The 18,499-nt window shown below is 50.3% G+C and carries 19 protein-coding genes; 15 read left to right on the top strand and 4 right to left on the bottom strand.

Going from position 1 to position 18,499, the window contains the following annotated elements; genetic code table 11:
• Positions 1 to 117: 117 nt before the first annotated feature.
• The 3 genes from rpsU (at position 118) to VSQ62_RS15010 (ending at position 2,439) form a co-directional block, all read left to right on the top strand.
• Positions 118 to 294: a 30S ribosomal protein S21 gene (gene rpsU, locus VSQ62_RS15020; RefSeq protein ID WP_004054229.1), complete on the top strand. Its 177-nt coding sequence runs from the start codon at positions 118 to 120 to the stop codon at positions 292 to 294.
• A 417-nt stretch (positions 295 to 711) separates the two neighbouring features.
• Positions 712 to 1,551 (top strand): DUF3114 domain-containing protein, encoded by an 840-nt coding sequence (locus tag VSQ62_RS15015; protein ID WP_334635635.1) that lies wholly within the window; start codon positions 712 to 714, stop codon positions 1,549 to 1,551.
• A gap of 51 nt (positions 1,552 to 1,602) precedes the next feature.
• Complete coding sequence (locus VSQ62_RS15010; protein ID WP_334635634.1) at positions 1,603 to 2,439, top strand: KilA-N domain-containing protein; 837 nt, start codon at positions 1,603 to 1,605, stop codon at positions 2,437 to 2,439.
• A gap of 88 nt (positions 2,440 to 2,527) precedes the next feature.
• On the opposite strand, the gene VSQ62_RS15005 is transcribed toward VSQ62_RS15010, so the two are convergent.
• From VSQ62_RS15005 to VSQ62_RS14995, 3 genes are read right to left on the bottom strand one after another with little or no spacing between them, the layout of a single operon-like run.
• Positions 2,528 to 3,118, bottom strand: coding sequence for a Maf family protein (locus tag VSQ62_RS15005; RefSeq protein WP_334635633.1), 591 nt, complete (start codon positions 3,116 to 3,118; stop codon positions 2,528 to 2,530).
• A complete protein-coding gene (locus VSQ62_RS15000) occupies positions 3,115 to 3,804 on the bottom strand; it encodes a P-II family nitrogen regulator (protein WP_334635632.1) in 690 nt (229 codons plus the stop codon). Before VSQ62_RS15000 ends, VSQ62_RS15005 begins: the two co-directional genes overlap by 4 nt.
• An 18-nt stretch (positions 3,805 to 3,822) precedes the next feature.
• Positions 3,823 to 5,361 carry a DUF1538 domain-containing protein gene (locus VSQ62_RS14995; RefSeq protein WP_334635631.1) on the bottom strand — a complete coding sequence of 513 codons (1,539 nt, stop codon included), beginning with the start codon at positions 5,359 to 5,361 and terminating at the stop codon, positions 3,823 to 3,825.
• A gap of 270 nt (positions 5,362 to 5,631) precedes the next feature.
• Between VSQ62_RS14995 and VSQ62_RS14990 the strand changes: the two genes are divergently transcribed.
• The 5 genes from VSQ62_RS14990 to VSQ62_RS14970 all read left to right on the top strand — a co-directional run bounded on the left by VSQ62_RS14990 (position 5,632) and on the right by VSQ62_RS14970 (position 9,676).
• A complete protein-coding gene (locus VSQ62_RS14990) occupies positions 5,632 to 6,168 on the top strand; it encodes a prolyl-tRNA synthetase associated domain-containing protein (RefSeq protein ID WP_334635630.1) in 537 nt (178 codons plus the stop codon).
• Positions 6,169 to 6,235: 67 nt separating this feature from the next.
• Entirely contained in the window at positions 6,236 to 7,945 is a 1,710-nt protein-coding gene (locus tag VSQ62_RS14985) for an ABC-ATPase domain-containing protein (RefSeq protein ID WP_334635629.1), read from the top strand.
• Positions 7,946 to 7,992: 47 nt separating this feature from the next.
• Complete coding sequence (gene rsmD / locus VSQ62_RS14980) at positions 7,993 to 8,562, top strand: 16S rRNA (guanine(966)-N(2))-methyltransferase RsmD (protein ID WP_334635628.1); 570 nt, start codon at positions 7,993 to 7,995, stop codon at positions 8,560 to 8,562.
• Entirely contained in the window at positions 8,556 to 9,050 is a 495-nt protein-coding gene (gene coaD / locus VSQ62_RS14975; protein ID WP_334635627.1) for a pantetheine-phosphate adenylyltransferase, read from the top strand. Before rsmD ends, coaD begins: the two co-directional genes overlap by 7 nt.
• Positions 9,050 to 9,676, top strand: coding sequence for an ATPase (locus tag VSQ62_RS14970; RefSeq protein WP_334635626.1), 627 nt, complete (start codon positions 9,050 to 9,052; stop codon positions 9,674 to 9,676). Before coaD ends, VSQ62_RS14970 begins: the two co-directional genes overlap by 1 nt.
• On the opposite strand, the gene VSQ62_RS14965 is transcribed toward VSQ62_RS14970, so the two are convergent.
• Complete coding sequence (locus VSQ62_RS14965) at positions 9,665 to 10,603, bottom strand: nucleoside recognition domain-containing protein (RefSeq protein ID WP_334635625.1); 939 nt, start codon at positions 10,601 to 10,603, stop codon at positions 9,665 to 9,667. The genes VSQ62_RS14970 and VSQ62_RS14965 overlap by 12 nt on opposite strands.
• Before the next feature lie 122 nt (positions 10,604 to 10,725).
• On the opposite strand from VSQ62_RS14965, the gene VSQ62_RS14960 reads away from it, so the two are divergent.
• The 7 genes from VSQ62_RS14960 to VSQ62_RS14930 all read left to right on the top strand — a co-directional run bounded on the left by VSQ62_RS14960 (position 10,726) and on the right by VSQ62_RS14930 (position 18,490).
• Entirely contained in the window at positions 10,726 to 12,174 is a 1,449-nt protein-coding gene (locus VSQ62_RS14960) for an aminoacyl-histidine dipeptidase (RefSeq protein ID WP_334635624.1), read from the top strand.
• Between the two features lie 97 nt (positions 12,175 to 12,271).
• The gene (locus VSQ62_RS14955; RefSeq protein WP_334635623.1) at positions 12,272 to 12,988 is read left to right on the top strand and encodes a M23 family metallopeptidase; all 717 of its coding nucleotides are present in this window, start codon (positions 12,272 to 12,274) and stop codon (positions 12,986 to 12,988) included.
• A gap of 68 nt (positions 12,989 to 13,056) precedes the next feature.
• Positions 13,057 to 14,466 carry an RsmF rRNA methyltransferase first C-terminal domain-containing protein gene (locus VSQ62_RS14950; protein WP_334635622.1) on the top strand — a complete coding sequence of 470 codons (1,410 nt, stop codon included), beginning with the start codon at positions 13,057 to 13,059 and terminating at the stop codon, positions 14,464 to 14,466.
• The gene (locus VSQ62_RS14945; protein ID WP_334635621.1) at positions 14,466 to 15,185 is read left to right on the top strand and encodes a pseudouridine synthase; all 720 of its coding nucleotides are present in this window, start codon (positions 14,466 to 14,468) and stop codon (positions 15,183 to 15,185) included. The genes VSQ62_RS14950 and VSQ62_RS14945 overlap by 1 nt, the downstream gene beginning before the upstream one ends.
• 16 nt (positions 15,186 to 15,201) lie before the next feature.
• Positions 15,202 to 15,885 (top strand): HAD family hydrolase, encoded by a 684-nt coding sequence (locus tag VSQ62_RS14940; protein ID WP_334635620.1) that lies wholly within the window; start codon positions 15,202 to 15,204, stop codon positions 15,883 to 15,885.
• The gene (locus VSQ62_RS14935; RefSeq protein ID WP_334635619.1) at positions 15,886 to 17,712 is read left to right on the top strand and encodes a YgiQ family radical SAM protein; all 1,827 of its coding nucleotides are present in this window, start codon (positions 15,886 to 15,888) and stop codon (positions 17,710 to 17,712) included.
• A gap of 13 nt (positions 17,713 to 17,725) precedes the next feature.
• Positions 17,726 to 18,490, top strand: coding sequence for an SDR family NAD(P)-dependent oxidoreductase (locus VSQ62_RS14930; RefSeq protein WP_334635618.1), 765 nt, complete (start codon positions 17,726 to 17,728; stop codon positions 18,488 to 18,490).
• Positions 18,491 to 18,499 lie beyond the last annotated feature (9 nt).

Here is an 18,499-nt window from a genome sequence, read left to right as displayed (position 1 = left end):
CTGAAAAAAATATTGACGTAATGGAAATATGTGTTATAATCTTATGTAGTGCAAGAAAAATACCCGAACAGTCGTATAATGCACAATATAGGCTGGAGGGAGGTTAGGTGTGAGACTATGTCAAATGTAATCGTTAAAGAAAACGAGACGTTAGATAGCGCTTTACGCAGATTCAAAAGAAACTGTGCGAAGGCTGGTATCCAGCAGGAGATTCGTAAGAGAGAACACTACGAGAAGCCGAGCGTGAGACGTAAGAAAAAGTCTGAAGCAGCTAGAAAACGTAAGTATAACTAATAATGTGTGCAATGGATAGAGTGCCTGGAAGGGTGCTCTATTTTTTGGATGTTATTTTTCAAGCACTTGACATTATAGAGCAAATGTTTTAAAATAATTTCACAGATGACATTTCGGAGAGATTATCATGATCTCCAAGATTTATTCGGTTTCATCAGTATTAAAAAAAGCATCCCTAATTTCTGGGAAATTACCAAGAGGAAAAACAATAATTTGAATAATCTGTTGAGCACTGAGAAGAGATATGATGAATTGGCGAGGGCGGTCAGGAGTAGAGAATATCAGAAGCAATTATTTAAGGAGTATTGCATCTCGTGGAATTGAGAATAGTAGTCCTAGAAAGGAATAATACTACGCACTCAAAAGCATTTCCTGAATATAGTATGATAGACATAAAAGCAGAGAAGGTGTTTTGGTATGGGAATACAGGCAGAATCTACCGGGATCCTGGATATAATCAGAGGAATGGGCGGATTTATTGATGAGAATGGGATGCTACAGCTTGGGAAGGGATTCTGTGTCGGAGAGAGTATTCCGCCCCACGGAAAGATATTCCAGGACTTTGCGGAATGTGTACAAGAAGCATACGGTGAGACTGGCTTAAGAGAGGTAAGCGAGGCCGAAGCGCGGATGATCCATCAGTTCCGGATGTATATTGACCGGCATAACATCGCGTATATCCGCGGATTATTCAAGGAAGACGGGATGACCGACGAGGAGGCGCTTATGAGCTATGTTCAGGCGGATATTGGACGAGGGGGACTTGGCGGACGCAAGCTCCTTAGAGAACCGGCAAGACTTCACAACAAATATCCAGGCAGTTCGTCTTACCGTGAATACCAGAGAGGGCGTGAAAATAAAAAAAGGCTCACTCCAGATTTTCATTCTGAATTTATCATTGACAGGAATGGTTCGTTTGTAAGTCAGTGGAATGTGTTGGAAGAAGATGCGCATGGAAGAATCATCAGTGATATAGAATATTACCGGCAGAAATATCTTAAGCAGGGCCAAGATGCCTGGGAAGCGGCGCAAAGGCAGATTATGGATACGGAATCTTTCAACTATGCATCTAAGAATGATGAGGTCCATCAAAGATTGGACATTGAGCCGCCAAGGCTCTATGATTCGGATCTGAGGCGGCAGATTGCCGACGGATGGAAGAGCCCCTGCAAGAGAGCAAGGGCTTTAAAAGATTTGAAAAACCGCTATTCCTACCGCTCCGACAGAGGCGATGCGTATTCCGTAAGCAATTCCTGACAGAACCGGCAAAGAGGGAGATAGAAGGGACCGATATACAGGAGGGAAAGAATGTCAAAAAATAAAGTAATTGTGGTACAAAACATTAATATTACTATTTCTGAGGAAAATTTTGATGATTATATCTGTATAACCGATATTGCAAAAGCTAAAGTTGGTGAATCCAGAGGAGCAGACGTTGTAAAAAATTGGATGCGAAATAGATCTACATTGGAGTTTTTGGGTACATGGGAGCAGATATATAATCCTGCATTTAAAGTGGTCGAATTCGACCACTTTAAAAGTGAGGCGGGTTTACATACATTTGTGTTGAGTGTTACAGAATGGATTGAGGAGACAGCGGCTATAGGGTTATTTGTAAAACGCGGAAAATATGGCGGAACATATGCACATAAAGATATTGCATTTGAATTCGCTTCGGCAATTAGTCCGGTCTTCAAATTATATCTGATAAAAGAATTTCAGAGATTGAAAGAAGCTGAGAATGATGCGAGAAAAATAGAATGGAACGCAAAAAGATTTTTATCTAAAAATAATTATCTGATTCAAACAAATGCCATTAAAAATTATTTGATTCCGATAAGAAATTATAAGGAAAATTTAGAATGGCTTGCGTATGCAGAAGAAGCAGATATCTTGAATGTCGCATTATTTGGTTTTACTGCGAAGGCATGGAGGAGTGAAAATCCTGAATTGGCAAAAAAGAATAATGTAAGAGATTTTGCTACGATCAATGAATTGACAGTCCTATCTAACTTGGAAACACATAATGCGCAAATGATTCGTGAGGGTAGGAGTAAGATAGAAAGATTCCACATATTGAAAGAAATTGCAGAGTATCAGTTAAATATTCTTAATACAGCAGAACAGATAAAATTAATTGATTGAACAAATATTAAAATTAATGAGAAGGAATTGGAGAAAAGAGCCCCTGCAAGAGAGCAAGGGCTTTAAAGGATCTGAAAAACCGCTATTCTTACCGCTCCGACAGAGGCGATGTATATTCCGTAAGCAATTCCTGATAGAGCCGGCAGAGCGGAAGTCCTACCACATTGTGATAATCTCCGTGGATACATTTTACATGGACGGCGAAGGGGCCCTGGATCCCGTAAGCCCCTGCTTTATCGAGGGGATCGCCGCTCTCTACATAAGCATGAAGATCTTCCTTGCAGATGGGACAGAAGGTGACGTCGGTCGATTCGCAGAATGTCCGGGTGTGTACCTGTCCCTTTTTGGAAATGACCAGAGATACCCCTGTATAGACCTGGTGTGTCCGGTCGGCAAGCATCGACAGCATATCGTAGGCTTCGGCTTTGTCTGCAGGCTTTCCCAGAATCTCATCCCGGTATACGACGATCGTGTCCGCACCGATCACGACGCAGTCCTGCTGCCCGTGGCGGCGGAAGACATCTTCTGCTTTCTTAGACGCCAGTTCCATCACGATCTCTGACGGTTCTGTCTTTGTGATCGTTTCCTCGACAGCAGAGGGAATGATATCGAAGGTAAATCCCGCCTGTTCTAATAATTCCTTCCTCCTTGGAGAAGAAGATGCAAGTATATATCTCATCGCGCATCCTCCTCCTCAAGCATCCGCAGTCCTGCGGTACTGGTGACCGGGAGAGAGAAAATGATACCTCCTGCGGGGCTTCCGGTCCCGGCCTGTTCCATGATCGCCTTCATAATCGCATTCTTCTGCCGTGTGCGTACGACGATGAACACCATCTCCTTTTCCTCGGCAAGAGAGATCCCAAGGAATCGTTTGGCGTGCTCTGCCCCTGTTCCTTTGGCGTGGATCACGGTGCCGCCCGGCGCGTTGGCGTGCCTTGCTGCATCCATGATCGTCTCGATGTGCCCTGCGTTCGCAATGGTGACCAAGAGTTCATAATCTGTGTTCTGCAATGTGCTCTCCTCCTCTATAGACAATTCCTGACCGACGGTAATATATTGAAGCTGTTTCTTGCCGCCTATGCTGCCAAGCGGTATGAGAAAAGCGATTCCCCGTCCGGGGATATCGATCTTGACCTGGGTGTACAGGTCTTTTTTTAACTGCTTCCAGGTATCCCAGGTGACAAAAGCGAAATACAGGGTCTTGCTGGTCGCCTCCATTCCCAGGTAATCAAGGATCGCGCTGCCCGCGGTTCCTTCTCCTAAGACGGTAAGAGTCACATGGATATTATGCAGTTTGAAAAATTGGATGAATTTATCCCGCATCCCTCTGTTCGTGATGATGCCTAGCATATAGACTGCGTTCATTGAAAATCCCTTCCCTTTCTATAACTCTATGATATCATCATCTGCCAGGATATCAAGATAGGAGACAGAAATAGTTTCTGGTTCGTCCATTTCCTGTTTCCTGGATCTGAATTGGTAAACTGCGCCCTGGATCTGGACAGCGATCAGCGGAGTCATGGCTACCATGGCGACGACCCCAAACGCATCCCTGACGATATTGCCTCCGACCGCCTGACAGGCGCCCATGGCAAAGGGTAACAGAAAAGTGGCGGTCATAGGGCCGGACGCTACGCCGCCGGAGTCGAAAGCTATGGCGGTGAAGATCTTAGGTACCCAGAATGACAGGCAGATGGCGATTACGTATCCCGGAAGGATAAACCAGAAGATAGAGACGCCTGTCAATACGCGGGTGATAGCAAGTCCGACGGAAACCGAGACGCCAAGGGAGAGGCTGACACCCATGGAACGGCCGGAGATAGCGCCCGAGGTGATCTCTTCTACCTGCTCCATCAGTACATAGACGGCAGGTTCTGCCTTGACGATAAAATATCCGATGATCATACCGATCGGTATCAGGATCCAGCGGTAAGGGAGGGCGGCGATCGTCTGTCCCAGATGGTTTCCCGCAGGCATGAAACCCACATTGACCCCGGTCAAGAACAGCACCAGCCCTATGTAGGTGTATGCAATTCCGATGATGATCTTAAGGAGCGTCTTCTTCTTAAGTCTCAGCGATAATATCTGGAATGCCGCGAAGAACAAGGCGATCGGAAGCAGGGATACCATGATCTCCCCCATATATTCCGGGAATCCTCTGGCAAAATGCTGCCACAGTTCTACAGAGTCCTGAAGGACGGGAAGTTCGGAAGGAATATATACGGCGTCGTCAGGATGATACAGGAGTCCAAGGAGCAGCACCGCCAGGATCGGACCGATGGAGCAGAGCGCAACCAGGCCGAAGCTGTCGTCCTCGGCGTGCTTGTCGCTTCGGACTGCGGCAAAGCCCACGCCCATGGACATGATAAACGGAACCGTCATCGGCCCGGTGGTGACGCCGCCGGAGTCAAAGGCGACGGCAAGGAAGTCCTTGGGCACGAAGAATGCCAGGATGAATACGAGAATATAGCATACGATCAGCAAGGACGGCAGCGACCTTGAGAAGAGCATACGCATCATCGCAACCATCAGGAAGAATCCGACGCCGAATGCGACGGCAAGGATCAGGATATGATTGGGTATGGACGGAACCTGCTCGGCAAGCACCTGCAGATCAGGCTCCGAGACGGTGATCAGGCCTCCGAGAAGGAAGCACAGGAACAGAACTACCTGAAGTTTCATGGACCGGGCCATCTTCGTGCCGACCTTCTCGCCCATAGGGGTCATGGCAAGCTCGGCGCCTAATGTAAAGAACATCATACCGATCACAAGCAGCACCGCGCCGAACAAAAAAAGCAGCAGGATACTGGGCGGGATCGGTGCAATGGTAAAACTTAACAGCAGCACAAGCCCTATGATGGGAAGTACCGCTTTGAGCGCTTCTTCTAATTTTTCTGCAAATTTGGTCTGGTAAAAATTCATGAAATGAAGGATCCTTTCTGGAAAATAAACATGTTGAAAACTGACAGATGAAATGAAAATATTAAGTTATCATATACTGTAGCATAAAAGCAAAAGAATACACAAGCCTGTCAACAAGCCTTAACGGTTTCTTAACGCAAGTTTCTTAACACAGATTCTTATCTTGCAAAGACTTCGTGAATTCGGTATAATTATGATACAAGCGTGCGAAGCACAGAGCAATTCGTGTATCATAAGCATGAGAACGCTATAAAGTGGAGGATAAAAGCTATGTATATCAGTGAGATCAGAACCTCGGCGCCGACCGATGAGCGGATGCCGTTAGAGCGGAAGATGTATGAGACATTAGATAAATTAAAGATACCCTATGAACAGGTGGACAATGATCCTGCCGCGTCAATGGAAGAGTGTGCGGCCATCGACAAGGCTATTGGTACCGAGATCCGGAAGAATGTATTCTTGTGCAACCAGAAGAAGACAACCTTCTTTCTGCTCGTGATGCCGGCCGACAAGGCGTTCGATACTGCCGCATTCAGCAAGAAGCTCGGCGTATCCCATATGTCATTCGCGCCGCCGGAGAAGATGATGGAACACCTGGGGACCACGCCCGGGTCTGCCAGCGTGGCAGGGCTTCTGACGGATGAGGACGATTATGTGCAGGTGATCGTGGACAAGGAAGTGGCGGAGGCGGAGTGGTTCGGATGCAATCCGGGGATCAATACCAGCCATTTGAAGTTCAGGACGAAGGATCTGCTGAATAAGTTCCTCCCGGCGATCCACCACAGGGCAAGGATCGTAGCGTTATAACGGCGGGATGATATCGGCAGATATAAGGAAGATAATTTAAGAACAGACAGGGAGTATAAGACAGAATATGAAGACATCAGAAGATTTAAAACAGTTATTAGACCGGATCGACCACAGAGGATATCCGGCTTACAAGGATACGAGGGGCGTATATCAATTTGGCAGATACGTCTTGTCCATTGACCACGTACAGGGAGATCCCTTTGCCGCCCCGTCCAAATTAAGTGTCCGGGTTCCCGGGCGGACGGCAGGTTTTCCGAAAGAATTATTTGACAACAAGCATAAGCGGGTTGCGCTGCAGGACGAGCTGACCCGTAATTTCTGGAATCAGATCCAGCAGTATTCCTTCCAGGCGAAGGGTTCCGGCAAGAGCGGGATCATCAGCGTGACCAGATGTTCCCAGGAGATCCTGGAACGGACGGCGTGTGAGATCAATCCCTCATCCGGAGATGTAACGGTTAGATTCGAAGTGGGGTTTCCTGCCAACGGGCGGACGATCAACGCGCGGGAGCTTAAGAAGATCCTGTATGATTTCCTGCCTTCCTGTGTGGAACGTGCACTCTTTTACGGAAGGCTCGATAAGAAGAAGATCCAGAGGGTAATGGAATTATCGGAGGATCAGGCATATATCCGGGAGCAATTAGAGACTATGGGCCTTGTTGCGTTTGTCGCCAACGGAGCCATTCTCCCCAGAGAGTCCGGCGTGTCCCAGCGTCCTATGAAGGGGGCCGTGCCTTTCGTATCTCCCCAATCCATGGAGGTGACCATGGAGCTTCCCTATAAGGGAGCTTTGAGCGGGATGGGTATCCCAAGGGGCGTGACCCTGATCGTAGGCGGCGGCTATCATGGGAAATCCACGCTTCTGAAGGCGTTGGAGACAGGCGTGTACCCGCATATCGCCGGAGACGGGAGGGAATATGTGGTGACGGATGCCGCTGCCATGAAGATCCGCGCGGAGGACGGGCGCAGCATCAGGCATACGGATATATCTATGTTTATCAATGATCTCCCCAATGGGAAGGACACGGTTGCATTTGATACAGAGGACGCGAGCGGAAGCACATCTCAGGCCGCCAATGTGGTGGAGAGTATGGAGGCGGGAGCGAAGGTGTTCCTGATCGACGAAGATACCAGCGCGACGAACTTCATGGTGAGGGACGAGCTGATGCAGCGGGTCATCCACCGGGATATGGAGCCGATCACCCCGTTTATCGAGCGGGTGCGGGCTCTCTATGAGCAGTTTGGGATCTCGACGGTAATCGTTGCCGGAAGCTCCGGCGCATATTTTCAGGTGGCGGATACCATCGTGCAGATGGACCGGTACGTGCCCAGAGAGATCACGGAGCACGCGAAGACTGCGGCTAGGGATTATCCCAGGCTTGAGCTTCCCAAGGACGGACCAGGAGAGCCGTCCTTCGACCGGAAGATCCGCAGGAATCCGGGACTTAAGAATAAGGGAAGGGTGAAGATCAAGACGCAGGGAAGAGATGGCGTAGTGCTGAATCATGAGACTATCGATCTGAGATATGTGGAACAGTTGATGGACAGCGAACAGCTTACTTCTCTTGGTAATATTGTGAAATATCTTGAGGAGGATGTGTTCGACGGCAGGAAGACTCTTAAGCAGACCATCGAGGAATTATATAAGAAGATGGATGCCCAGGGGCTTGGCGCCGTGTGTGACGGCAGTTATCTTCCGGGGAATCTGGCGATGCCAAGGAAGCAGGAGATCTACGCCTGCCTGAACCGCTACCGCCGCCTTGGAACAACTTCATAACAACAGGCCAGTTTACCGTATGTCAGATAATAAGGGGGGATTGTGGTATGAGAGTGATTGCAGGAAGTGCAAGGAGGATACAACTGAGATCATTGGACGGCATGGATACAAGACCGACGACGGACCGCATCAAAGAGACGTTGTTTAATATGCTTGCACCGTACCTGTACGATTGTGTATTCCTGGATTTGTTTGCCGGGAGCGGCGGGATTGGGATCGAGGCGCTGAGCAGGGGAGCCATGGAGGCGGTATTCGTAGAGAAGAATCCCAAGGCGATGCAGTGCGTACGGGACAACCTCTCGCGTACGCATTTGGAACGCAGAGGGATGACCATGTCCATGGATGTTATGACGGCACTCTATAAGCTGGAGGGAGAGAAGCAGTTTGATTACATTTTCATGGATCCGCCCTACAGGCAGGAGCTGGAGCATAAGGTTCTGTCGTACCTGTCCGGGTCTGAGCTTCTTGCGGAGGACGGGGTGATCATCATTGAGGCGGCCAAGGACACAGAGTTTGACTATGTGGAGGAGATGGGCTTCTCTGTGATCAAGAATAAGATATACAAGACGAACAAACACGTATTTATCGAACCTTCGGGGAGGAAAGGAATATGCTGAGAGGAATTTATCCTGGAAGTTTTGACCCGGTCACCTTCGGTCATGTGGATGTGATCACCCGGTCGGCCGGAAAGGTAGACGAATTAATTGTCGGAGTCTTGAATAATAAAGCAAAAAGTCCGTTGTTTTCCGCAGAAGAACGTGTTAGAATGTTAGAGGAAATAACAAAAGAGATGCCGAATGTCAGAATCTTTCCGTTTGAAGGGCTGTTGGTAGATTTTGCCCGGAAGATGAAGGCGGATCTGGTGATACGCGGACTGCGTGCGATCACAGATTTTGAATATGAGTTACAGATGGCTCAGACGAATCATAAGTTGGAGCCGGAGTTAGAGACGGTATTCCTGACGACAAGTCTTGAGTATTCCTACTTGAGTTCCAGCACGGTGAAGGAAGTGGCAGCCTTTGGCGGAGATATCTCCAGATTTGTGCCGGAGATTGTCGCGGACCGAATTGCAGAGAAGATGAAGAAAAAGGAGAGTGTAGATTAATGAGCAGCCGTATAGAACAGATTATTGAAGAGATAGAAGAGTATATCGACAGTTGTAAATTTCAGCCGTTGTCTACTTCTAAGATTATTGTGAATAAAGACCAGATGGATGAGCTCCTTCGTGAGCTCCGTATGAAGACGCCGGATGAGATCAAGCGTTACCAGAAGATCATTGCCAACAAGGATGCGATCTTGGCGGACGCCCAGTCGAAGGCGGACAGTATGATCGAGGAGGCCCAGATCCACACAAGTGAATTGGTCAGCGAGCATGAGATCATGCAGCAGGCATATTCTCAGGCCAATGAGATCGTGACTGCGGCAACCGAACAGGCACAGGAGATCCTTGACAATGCGACCCGTGATGCCAATGATATCCGGATCGGTGCGATGCAGTATACGGATGATCTGCTGGCGAATGCGGAAAGTATCATCGGACATACTCTGGACAGCTATACGACGAAATACGACGGGTTAGTGAATTCTCTGCAGGAGTGCTTTGATATGGTCCGCAATAACCGTTCGGAGCTTGAGATTCCGGATCAGTCCGCAAGCGGCCTGGAAGCAGAATACGGTACGCCTGAGCCGGAACCGGAATATAGTGTGGAAGAAGAGGAATTAATACAGTAACAGGAATATAGAGACAAGGAGACTGGTTACCAATGCGGCGGCCAGTTTTTCTATTATGTAGGGGAGAAACGGAAGCGGGGCATCGGCTATCATGGCCCTGGTCTGGGCGGCGGCGCACCATCCTCCGAAGGAGGTAAGCGCCAGCGACCGGATGATTCTGGCACTGGCGGCGAGATCGGAGCCGCATATCATATTGATTCCCGTAGTGATCTCCAGGGAGGGGAGCACTACGGAGGACAGGAGGAAGGATTTCAACGGAAATGTCTGTGCAAGGGACAGGATGATGGAAAAAAGCATCATATATCCGCCGATCCTGGTAACCGTCTCGAAACCATTCATCATGCAGCCGTCCAGCATTCCTTCTGACCGGGCGGCTTCGGCGTCAGGCTTTCGGAAATGCTGCGGCGCGGAGACGATCTCTCTTGGAATCCGGTAATACCTGCGGAACAGAAAGCTTAACAGGACAGGGGAGAGCAGAAGGATTGCAAGCAGAGGATATGTAAGCTTACTGCATTGCAGATTCTGCCAGATCACAAAGCTGATCATGAACATCGGGCTTGTATTGTTGCAGAAGGACAATAGATAGCATCCCTCCTGCCGGGTAATGCATCCATTCCTGAGAAGATCCGCCGTCACTTTGCTTCCCATCGGACAGCCGCATAAGAATCCGGTGAGTACGGCGAAGGCTCCGTAGGGAGATACGCGGAAGAAACGGCACAGGACGGGGGAGATTGCCATTGCGATCCAGTCAATGGATCCGCTCTGGATCAGGAGGTTGGACAGGATAAAGAAGGGCAGCAAAGTTGGTAGTACTGTTTGGAACCACAAAATCAGGCCGGCGCTTGCTCCCTGGAAAGCAGCCTGGGGGAAGACCAGCATGAGGATAAATAAAAGGATGATACACAGGGTTGAGACGATTCGTTTCATAGTAGGATTTCTGCGGCAGCCTTTCACCGTATTTCTCTTAATTTTATTCTATGGAACAGGTTGATTTTTTATGAATGGTAGTAGATAATAGAAGATAGAATAAGAAAGAGAGGTATAGAACAATGGCAGTATTAGAAAATCAGGAGCCTCAGAAGGTGTTTCAGTTTTTTGAGGAAATGTGTCAGATTCCCCACGGAACTTTTGACACTAAGCGCATCAGTGATTACTGTGTCGCATTTGCCAAAGACCGCGGACTGGAAGTGATCCAGGATGAGGCGAATAACGTAATTATCAGGAAACCGGGAACAGCCGGGTATGAGGAGAGTGAGCCGGTGATCATCCAGGGACATCTCGACATGGTGTGTGAGAAGACGGCGGATTCCCCGCATGATTTCAAGACGGACGGGCTGGAATTATATGTAGAGGACGGTTATCTCAAGGCAAAGGATACGACTCTTGGCGGTGATGACGGGATCGCGGTCGCGATGGCGATGGCGGTTCTCGACAGCGACGATATCCCGCATCCTCCGATCGAGACGTTATTCACCGTTGATGAGGAGGACGGTATGGGCGGCGCCCACGCCATCGACCTGACCTTATTGAAGGGGAGGAAACTGATCAATCTGGACTCGGAAGAAGAAGGGATTCTGACCACCGGGTGTGCCGGCGGCATCCAGTATGTGACCGAGATCCCTGTTCAGAGAGAAGAGCGGGACGGCCAGCTTGTGAAGATCCGGATCCATGGGCTTCTTGGCGGACATTCCGGTGCGGAGATCCACAAGCAGCGCGGCAATTCCCACAAGATGATGGGACGCCTCCTGTACCATATCGCGCGTGAGATTCCGTTCCATCTGGCCTGTGTGGGCGGCGGTTCCAAGGACAACGTGATCGCACTGGATACGGAGGCCAGGATTCTGATCGATGCCGATAAAGAAGAAGCCGTTCTTACTATAATAAGGGAGATGGCCGCAACCTGGAAGGACGAGTTCATGGGAGAAGAGCCGGGTCTTACGGTGGATACGGAGGTCTCCAAAGTATCCGGATATAAGGTTTTCGATGCGGCATCCACAAAGAATGTGATCACCTACCTGGAGCTTTGCCCCAACGGTCTGCAGGAGTACAGCCGTAAGCTTAAGGGCATTACGGAGACTTCGCTGAACACCGGTGTCGTTGAGACTACGGAGGCATGTGTAAGGACGGTGTGTATGATCCGAAGCTCTGTTGAGAGCAGAAAGCATCAGCTGAAGGAACAGATGGAGCTGTGCGCGAAGGCTGCGGGAGGAACAGGACGTCTGGTGGGTGAATATCCGGCCTGGCAGTATGATCCGGATTCAGAGCTTCGCAGGATCATGGTCGATACATATAAGGATCTCTATGGCAGGGAGCCGGTTGTATCCGTGATTCACGCGGGACTGGAATGCGGTCTGTTCCTTGGCAAACGTTCGGATCTTGACTGCGTATCCTGCGGACCGAACGTGACGGATGTACATTCGGTAAATGAACAGTTGGAGATCGCGTCTACGCAGAGGACCTGGGAGTATTTGAAGGCGGTTCTTAAGAATTGTAAATAGAATAAATGGATTTACAGGTAAAAGACCTGCTTCCGGAATAGGAAGCAGGTCTTTTTCATATAGTGGGAGAGAAGAGTGGCTTGGGAAGGTGTATTCTATGCAGAGATGGAAGGTTAAAAATCTTTTTATAGCTATTTTTTTAATTGCTTTTTTTGTCGTGTTGGGGACCAACCATATGCGGGATGTGGGGCGGGGATATGAGCTTTCCCGGAAGACGATTGAGGATCCAGAATTTAGGAGGGATTTTTTCTCGGATTCTATGCGCGGGAATCGGGAGGGATTATCTGAAGAGTGTAAAACTTTCCTCACAAATGTGGAAAACGATGTGATTTATCACCCAATTCCAGAATCCATTGTGGATAAGTCGTTGAAAATCTCCTATGAAGACGGGTGGATGGTAGAGCGGAAGTACAAGGGAACCAGCGGCCATGAAGGTACGGATATCATGGCAAGCGTGAATAAACGGGGCGTTTATCCGGTTATAAGCATGACAGACGGGGTTATTACCAACCTTGGATGGTTGGAAAAGGGCGGATACCGGGTAGGGATCACCTCAAATAGTGGTATCTATTATTACTACGCTCATCTGGACTCCTATGCGAACCTTAAGAACGGTCAAAAAGTAAAGGCGGGAGAGCTTCTGGGGATGATGGGGGACTCCGGCTACGGCCCGGAGGGAACGAAGGGTCAGTTCGCCGTCCACCTCCACGTGGGGATCTATTCCTTCGAAGGAGGCAGGGAGATCAGTGTGAACCCTTATTATGTTCTTCTCTCACTGGAAAACAGCAGACTGGAATATGAATTTTCAGAGTAATACTTCTGGAGATATACCTGAGGATGTGTTATACTATTCTCAGTATGTTTGAATCAGGAGGTGGAACCATGAATCTGCCGTCTGCATTTGAGGAGAAGATGCAAGGGCTTCTTGGGGAAGAGATGGACGCATATCTGGCGTGTTATGAGGAACCCAGATATTACGGGCTGCGTGTGAATACGGCTAAGATCTCCGTGGAGGAATTCAGGAAGATCTGTCCGTTTGAGATCACGCCGATCCCGTGGATCGAGAATGGATTTTATTATGACGGGGAACGATTGTCCCCGGCAAAGCATCCTTATTATTTTGCAGGGCTTTATTATCTTCAGGAACCAAGCGCCATGACTCCGGCAAGCCGTCTTCCCATCGAACCCGGCGACCGGGTATTGGACTTATGCGCCGCGCCCGGAGGCAAGGCGACGGAGCTTGGAGCGAAGCTTCTTGATACGGGGCTTCTCGCGGCGAATGATATCAGCAGTTCAAGGGCCAAAGGACTGCTTAAGAATATAGAAGTGTTCGGAATCGGCAATGTGCTGGTGCTGAGCGAAGAGCCGGGGAAGCTTGTGCAGTATTTCCCGGAATATTTTGATAAGATCCTGATCGACGCACCCTGTTCGGGAGAGGGGATGTTCAGGAAGGATAAGAAGATGGTGAAGGCGTGGGATGAGCACGGGCCGGAGTATTTCTGCAATATCCAGAAGAGCATCATCCTTCAGGCGGCGCAGATGTTAAGGCCCGGGGGGATGCTCTTATATTCCACCTGTACCTTCGACGGCCGGGAGAATGAACGGGTGATCGGATACTTAAGAGAACATGAGCCGGAATTCCAGATTCTTGATATCGCACCCTATGAGGGGTTCTGCCAGGGGATCCCTGAGATGCTTGAGGAGCCGGACGGGGAGCTTCGCAGAACGGTCCGTATATTTCCGCATAAGATGCAGGGGGAAGGACACTATCTTGCGCTTCTTAGAAAGGGTGATCTGAGTACTGCCAGAGGACAGGCTGCATCAGACCGTGCTTTGGCAGCCGGAGAGAGAACCGCGGCAAAAGCCGGGAAGATCCCTGAGCCGCTGGCCGAGTTCTTCCGGGATATCACCTTCGGGCTTGACGCCGCGAGGCTTGATATCCGGGGGGAGCGCGTCTATTATATGCCAAAGGGACTGCCGGACCTTCGGGGCGTCAGGTTCCTTCGGACAGGGCTTCTGCTTGGCGAGCTTAAGAAGAACCGGTTCGAGCCAAGCCAGGCGCTTGCCATGTATCTCAAGAAGGAAGAATACAGACATTGCATTAATTTTCCGGCAGAGGATGAGAGAGTCCTTAAGTATCTCAAGGGTGAGACTCTGGATGTAGAAGAGCTGGCTTCGGCGAAGGAGAAGGGCTGGAGGCTTGTCTGCGTAGACGGCTATCCCCTTGGATTCGGGAAGCTTTCAGGCGGAGCCCTCAAGAACAAATACCTGCCGGGCTGGAGGCTGTGCTGATGATCCGATTAGATAAATATCTGGCTGATATGGGAGTTGGAACCCGACAGGAGGTAAAGCGGTATATTAGAAAGGGTTCCGTCTCGGTGGACGGTAAGACCGTAAAGGCCCCGGAGCAGAAGATCGACGGGGAGACGCAGCGGGTCGCCGTGGACGGACAGGAGATCGGGTATGCTGCTTATGAGTATTATATGCTGAATAAGCCGGCGGGCGTCATCTCTGCCACAGAGGATCAAAGAGACAGGACGGTTATCGACTTGATCGGGGATAGGAAGCGCAAGGACCTGTTTCCCGCAGGAAGGCTCGATAAGGATACGGAGGGCCTTCTGCTGATCACCAACGACGGACAATTGGCGCACCGTCTGCTGTCTCCGCGCCGTCATGTGGACAAGACCTATTACGCCAGAATCAGAGGGCGTGTGACGGAAGAAGACGTCGGAAGCTTTGCGCATGGCGTGAACATCGGTTCCGGAGAAGCGCAAGAATGGACGGCTCCCGGAGTTCTTGAGATTATAGCGGGCGGGGAGGAGTCCGAGATCCTGCTTACGATACAGGAAGGGAAATACCATCAGGTAAAGCGGATGTTTGAGGCCGTGGGCAAGGAAGTGGCCTATCTTCGGCGGGAGCGGATGGGGACATTGACGCTCGACAGAGACTTGAAGCCGGGAGAATACCGGCCGCTTACGGCGGAAGAATTAGCGCTGCTTAAGGCATTGTAGGAGAAGGAGTTTAAGGATGTTAGAGACGAAGATGCTTAAGGATATAGATGCGGTTATATTTGATATGGACGGGACACTGGTAGATTCTATGTGGATCTGGCCGTCTATCGACAGGGATTTCTATGCCAAATATGGTCTGACTGCGCCTGAGAGCTTTCCGGATGATATGGAAGGGATGAGTTTTACGGAGGTTGCGCAGTTCTTCCTGGATTCGTTCCCGACGCTTTCGCATACGCGGGAAGAGATCATGGAGGAGTGGACAGAGATGGCGCATGAGAGGTACATAAGCCAGGCTCCGCTCAAAGATGGTGTATATGATTTTATCGTGGAGATGAAGCGGCAGGGCAAGAAGATCGGTATTGCCACCAGCAACGGCAGGAAATTAGTCGACGATACCCTGGAGGCGCTTAAGGTGGTGGCGTATTTTGATGTGGTAAGGACGGCCTGTGAAGTTGCCAAGGGTAAGCCCGCCCCGGATGTGTACCTTCTGGTGGCAAAGGAGTTGGGCGTTGAGCCGGCGCGCTGTCTTGTATTCGAAGACGTACCCATGGGGATTCTTGCCGGGAAGAACGCTGGGATGAAGGTCTGTGCGGTGGATGATGAGTGCTCCAGGCCGCAGGAAGGCAGAAAAAGGGAGCTTGCAGATTATTATATTTACCAGTATGATGATATCAGAAATGAGACGTATGAGGTGTTGTAGATGAGCACAGGATTTTTGCCTGTCTGTAGGAAGGATATGGAAGAGCGGGGATGGGATGCTGTGGATTTTGTCTATGTATCGGGCGACGCCTATGTCGACCATCCTTCCTTTGGCCATGCCATTATCACCAGAGTCCTGGAGGCCCACGGATACCGTGTGGGGATCATCGCCCAGCCGGACTGGAAGGATCCGGCAAGCATCGCGGAATTCGGCGAACCAAGGCTTGGATTCCTGGTGTCGGCGGGGAATATGGATTCCATGGTGAACCATTATTCCGTGTCGAAGAAGCGCAGGAAGACAGATGCATATACCCCGGGAGGTGTGATGGGCAGGAGGCCGGATCATGCGGCCGTCGTCTACGGCAACCTGATCCGGCAGACTTACAAACGGACGCCGGTGATCCTTGGCGGGATCGAGGCAAGCCTTCGGAGGCTTGCGCACTATGATTACTGGTCGGACAGCCTGAAACGATCCATACTCCTGGATTCGGGGGCGGATCTGGTCTCTTACGGGATGGGAGAGCGTTCAATCGTGGAGATCGCGGAAGCGCTGGAGAGCGGGATCGCTGTCTGTGATCTGACATTTATCCAGGGAACGGTCTATAAGACAAAAGATCTGGCCAGTGTCTATGACGGGATCATGCTGCCCGGGTACGAGGATATGAGAAGCGATAAGCTTCTGTATGCCAGTAGCTTCTATACGCAGTATTGCAATACGGATCCATTTGCGGGGAAGAGGCTTATCGAGCCTTACGGAGAGCATCTGTACGTGGTGCAGAATCCGCCGTCGCAGCCTCTCAGTCAGATGGAGATGGATGATATCTACCGTTATCCTTATATGCGGACGTACCATCCGTCCTATGAGAAGGCGGGCGGCGTCCCTGCCATAGCGGAAGTGAAGTTCAGTCTTATCAGCAGCCGGGGATGCTTTGGGGGATGTAATTTCTGTGCGCTTACCTTTCATCAGGGGAGGATCCTGCAGGCCAGAAGCCATGAATCCCTGATCGAAGAAGCCAGAGGTTTCTTGGAGGATAAGGAGTTCAAGGGATATATCCATGATGTGGGCGGGCCTACGGCGAATTTCAGACAGCCTTCCTGTAAGAAGCAGTTATCCAAGGGTGTGTGCAGGGAGAAGCAGTGCTTGTTTCCCAAGCCCTGTAAGAACCTGACCGCGGACCACAGGGATTACGTCTCACTGCTTCGCCGTCTGCGGAGTCTTCCGGGAGTGAAGAAGGTGTTCATCCGTTCCGGTATCCGGTTCGATTATTGTATGGCAGACAAGGATGATACCTTTTTCCGGGAACTGTGCCGGTATCATGTGAGCGGGCAGTTGAAAGTCGCGCCGGAGCATGTGTCGGACACCGTGCTTGAGAAGATGGGAAAGCCCGGGAATCATGTCTATCAGGCTTTTGTGAAGAAATACGAAGCCATCAACCGGCAGATCGGCAGGAAGCAGTATCTTGTGCCTTACCTGATGTCCTCTCATCCGGGTTCGTCGCTTAAGGAAGCTATTGAGCTGGCAGAATATCTGCGGGATCTGGGGCATATGCCGGAACAGGTACAGGATTTCTACCCGACGCCTTCGACCATCTCTACCTGTATGTACTATACCGGTGTGGATCCAAGGGATATGAAACCGGTGTATGTACCAAGGAATCCCCATGAGAAGGCGTTGCAGCGGGCGCTGATCCAGTATCGGGATCCGAAGAACTATGACCTGGTCCTTGAGGCGTTAAGGAAGGGCGGCAGGATGGATCTGGTGGGATATGGAAGCCGCTGCCTGATCCGTCCGCGCAGGCCGGGATCACGAAATAAATCAGTCAAATAAGGGGGATAATACTATGAAAATCGCATTGGTAACAGGGGCGTCTTCCGGTATCGGAAGAGAATTCGCCGTCCAGATTCCAAGGCTCTATAAGAATCTCGACGAGTTGTGGGTGGTTGCAAGAAGAACGGACCGGCTGACCGAACTGCAGGAACAGATCCATATTCCGATCAGGGTCTTTGACGGAGATCTGATGAGGGATTACATTTTCGAGCGGATCGAGAGGGAGCTGTCCAGACAGGGCGCCGAGGTCCGTATGCTTGTCAATGCGGCAGGATATGGGAAGGCGGGGGCTTTTGATGAGATTGATTCCAGGGAACAGCTTGGGATGATCGATTTGAATTGCCGGGCGCTGACCAAGATGATCTGGACATGCATGCCTTATCTTACGAAAGGAAGCAGAATCGTTAATATTGCATCATCAGCGGCATTTGCCCCGCAGCCGGGGTTCGCGGTCTACGCAGCTTCCAAATCCTACGTCTACAGTCTTGCGCAGGCGCTTGCGGCTGAGCTTGAACCAAAGGGGATCTCTGTGACGGCTGTGTGTCCGGGCCCGGTTGATACAGAGTTCTTCCGGCATTCCGGTGTGCTTCCCAATGCGTTCAAGGAATCGGCGATGGCGGATCCAAGGCTCGTGGTACGGCAGGCGCTCAAGGATTCTGTGGACAGGAAGCGCGTGTCCGTATACGGGATGCCGATGAAAGGGGCAAGGATCGCGGCAAAGCTTCTTCCCTACACCCTGATCGCCGATATATTGAGATGGGCCAATAAGATGGAATAGGTTGAGGAG

The sequence above is a fragment of the Sporofaciens sp. JLR.KK001 genome, assembly GCF_036941055.1.
GTDB lineage: Bacteria > Bacillota > Clostridia > Lachnospirales > Lachnospiraceae > Sporofaciens.
Note: the sequence above shows the minus strand (reverse complement) of the source record. Positions and strands in the feature narration are given on the sequence as shown.

Coding starts and splice junctions, on each gene's coding strand:
- VSQ62_RS14935 (WP_334635619.1), top strand. CDS start 15,886: ATGAGCACAGGATTTTTGCCTGTCTGTAGGAAGGATATGGAAGAGCGG.
- VSQ62_RS14985 (WP_334635629.1), top strand. CDS start 6,236: ATGAAGACATCAGAAGATTTAAAACAGTTATTAGACCGGATCGACCAC.
- rsmD (WP_334635628.1), top strand. CDS start 7,993: ATGAGAGTGATTGCAGGAAGTGCAAGGAGGATACAACTGAGATCATTG.
- VSQ62_RS14955 (WP_334635623.1), top strand. CDS start 12,272: ATGCAGAGATGGAAGGTTAAAAATCTTTTTATAGCTATTTTTTTAATT.
- VSQ62_RS15000 (WP_334635632.1), bottom strand. CDS start 3,804: ATGAACGCAGTCTATATGCTAGGCATCATCACGAACAGAGGGATGCGG.
- VSQ62_RS14945 (WP_334635621.1), top strand. CDS start 14,466: ATGATCCGATTAGATAAATATCTGGCTGATATGGGAGTTGGAACCCGA.
- rpsU (WP_004054229.1), top strand. CDS start 118: ATGTCAAATGTAATCGTTAAAGAAAACGAGACGTTAGATAGCGCTTTA.
- VSQ62_RS14990 (WP_334635630.1), top strand. CDS start 5,632: ATGTATATCAGTGAGATCAGAACCTCGGCGCCGACCGATGAGCGGATG.
- VSQ62_RS15005 (WP_334635633.1), bottom strand. CDS start 3,118: ATGAGATATATACTTGCATCTTCTTCTCCAAGGAGGAAGGAATTATTA.
- VSQ62_RS14965 (WP_334635625.1), bottom strand. CDS start 10,603: ATGAAACGAATCGTCTCAACCCTGTGTATCATCCTTTTATTTATCCTC.
- VSQ62_RS14930 (WP_334635618.1), top strand. CDS start 17,726: ATGAAAATCGCATTGGTAACAGGGGCGTCTTCCGGTATCGGAAGAGAA.
- VSQ62_RS14995 (WP_334635631.1), bottom strand. CDS start 5,361: ATGAATTTTTACCAGACCAAATTTGCAGAAAAATTAGAAGAAGCGCTC.
- VSQ62_RS15015 (WP_334635635.1), top strand. CDS start 712: ATGGGAATACAGGCAGAATCTACCGGGATCCTGGATATAATCAGAGGA.
- VSQ62_RS15010 (WP_334635634.1), top strand. CDS start 1,603: ATGTCAAAAAATAAAGTAATTGTGGTACAAAACATTAATATTACTATT.
- VSQ62_RS14970 (WP_334635626.1), top strand. CDS start 9,050: ATGAGCAGCCGTATAGAACAGATTATTGAAGAGATAGAAGAGTATATC.
- coaD (WP_334635627.1), top strand. CDS start 8,556: ATGCTGAGAGGAATTTATCCTGGAAGTTTTGACCCGGTCACCTTCGGT.
- VSQ62_RS14950 (WP_334635622.1), top strand. CDS start 13,057: ATGAATCTGCCGTCTGCATTTGAGGAGAAGATGCAAGGGCTTCTTGGG.
- VSQ62_RS14940 (WP_334635620.1), top strand. CDS start 15,202: ATGTTAGAGACGAAGATGCTTAAGGATATAGATGCGGTTATATTTGAT.
- VSQ62_RS14960 (WP_334635624.1), top strand. CDS start 10,726: ATGGCAGTATTAGAAAATCAGGAGCCTCAGAAGGTGTTTCAGTTTTTT.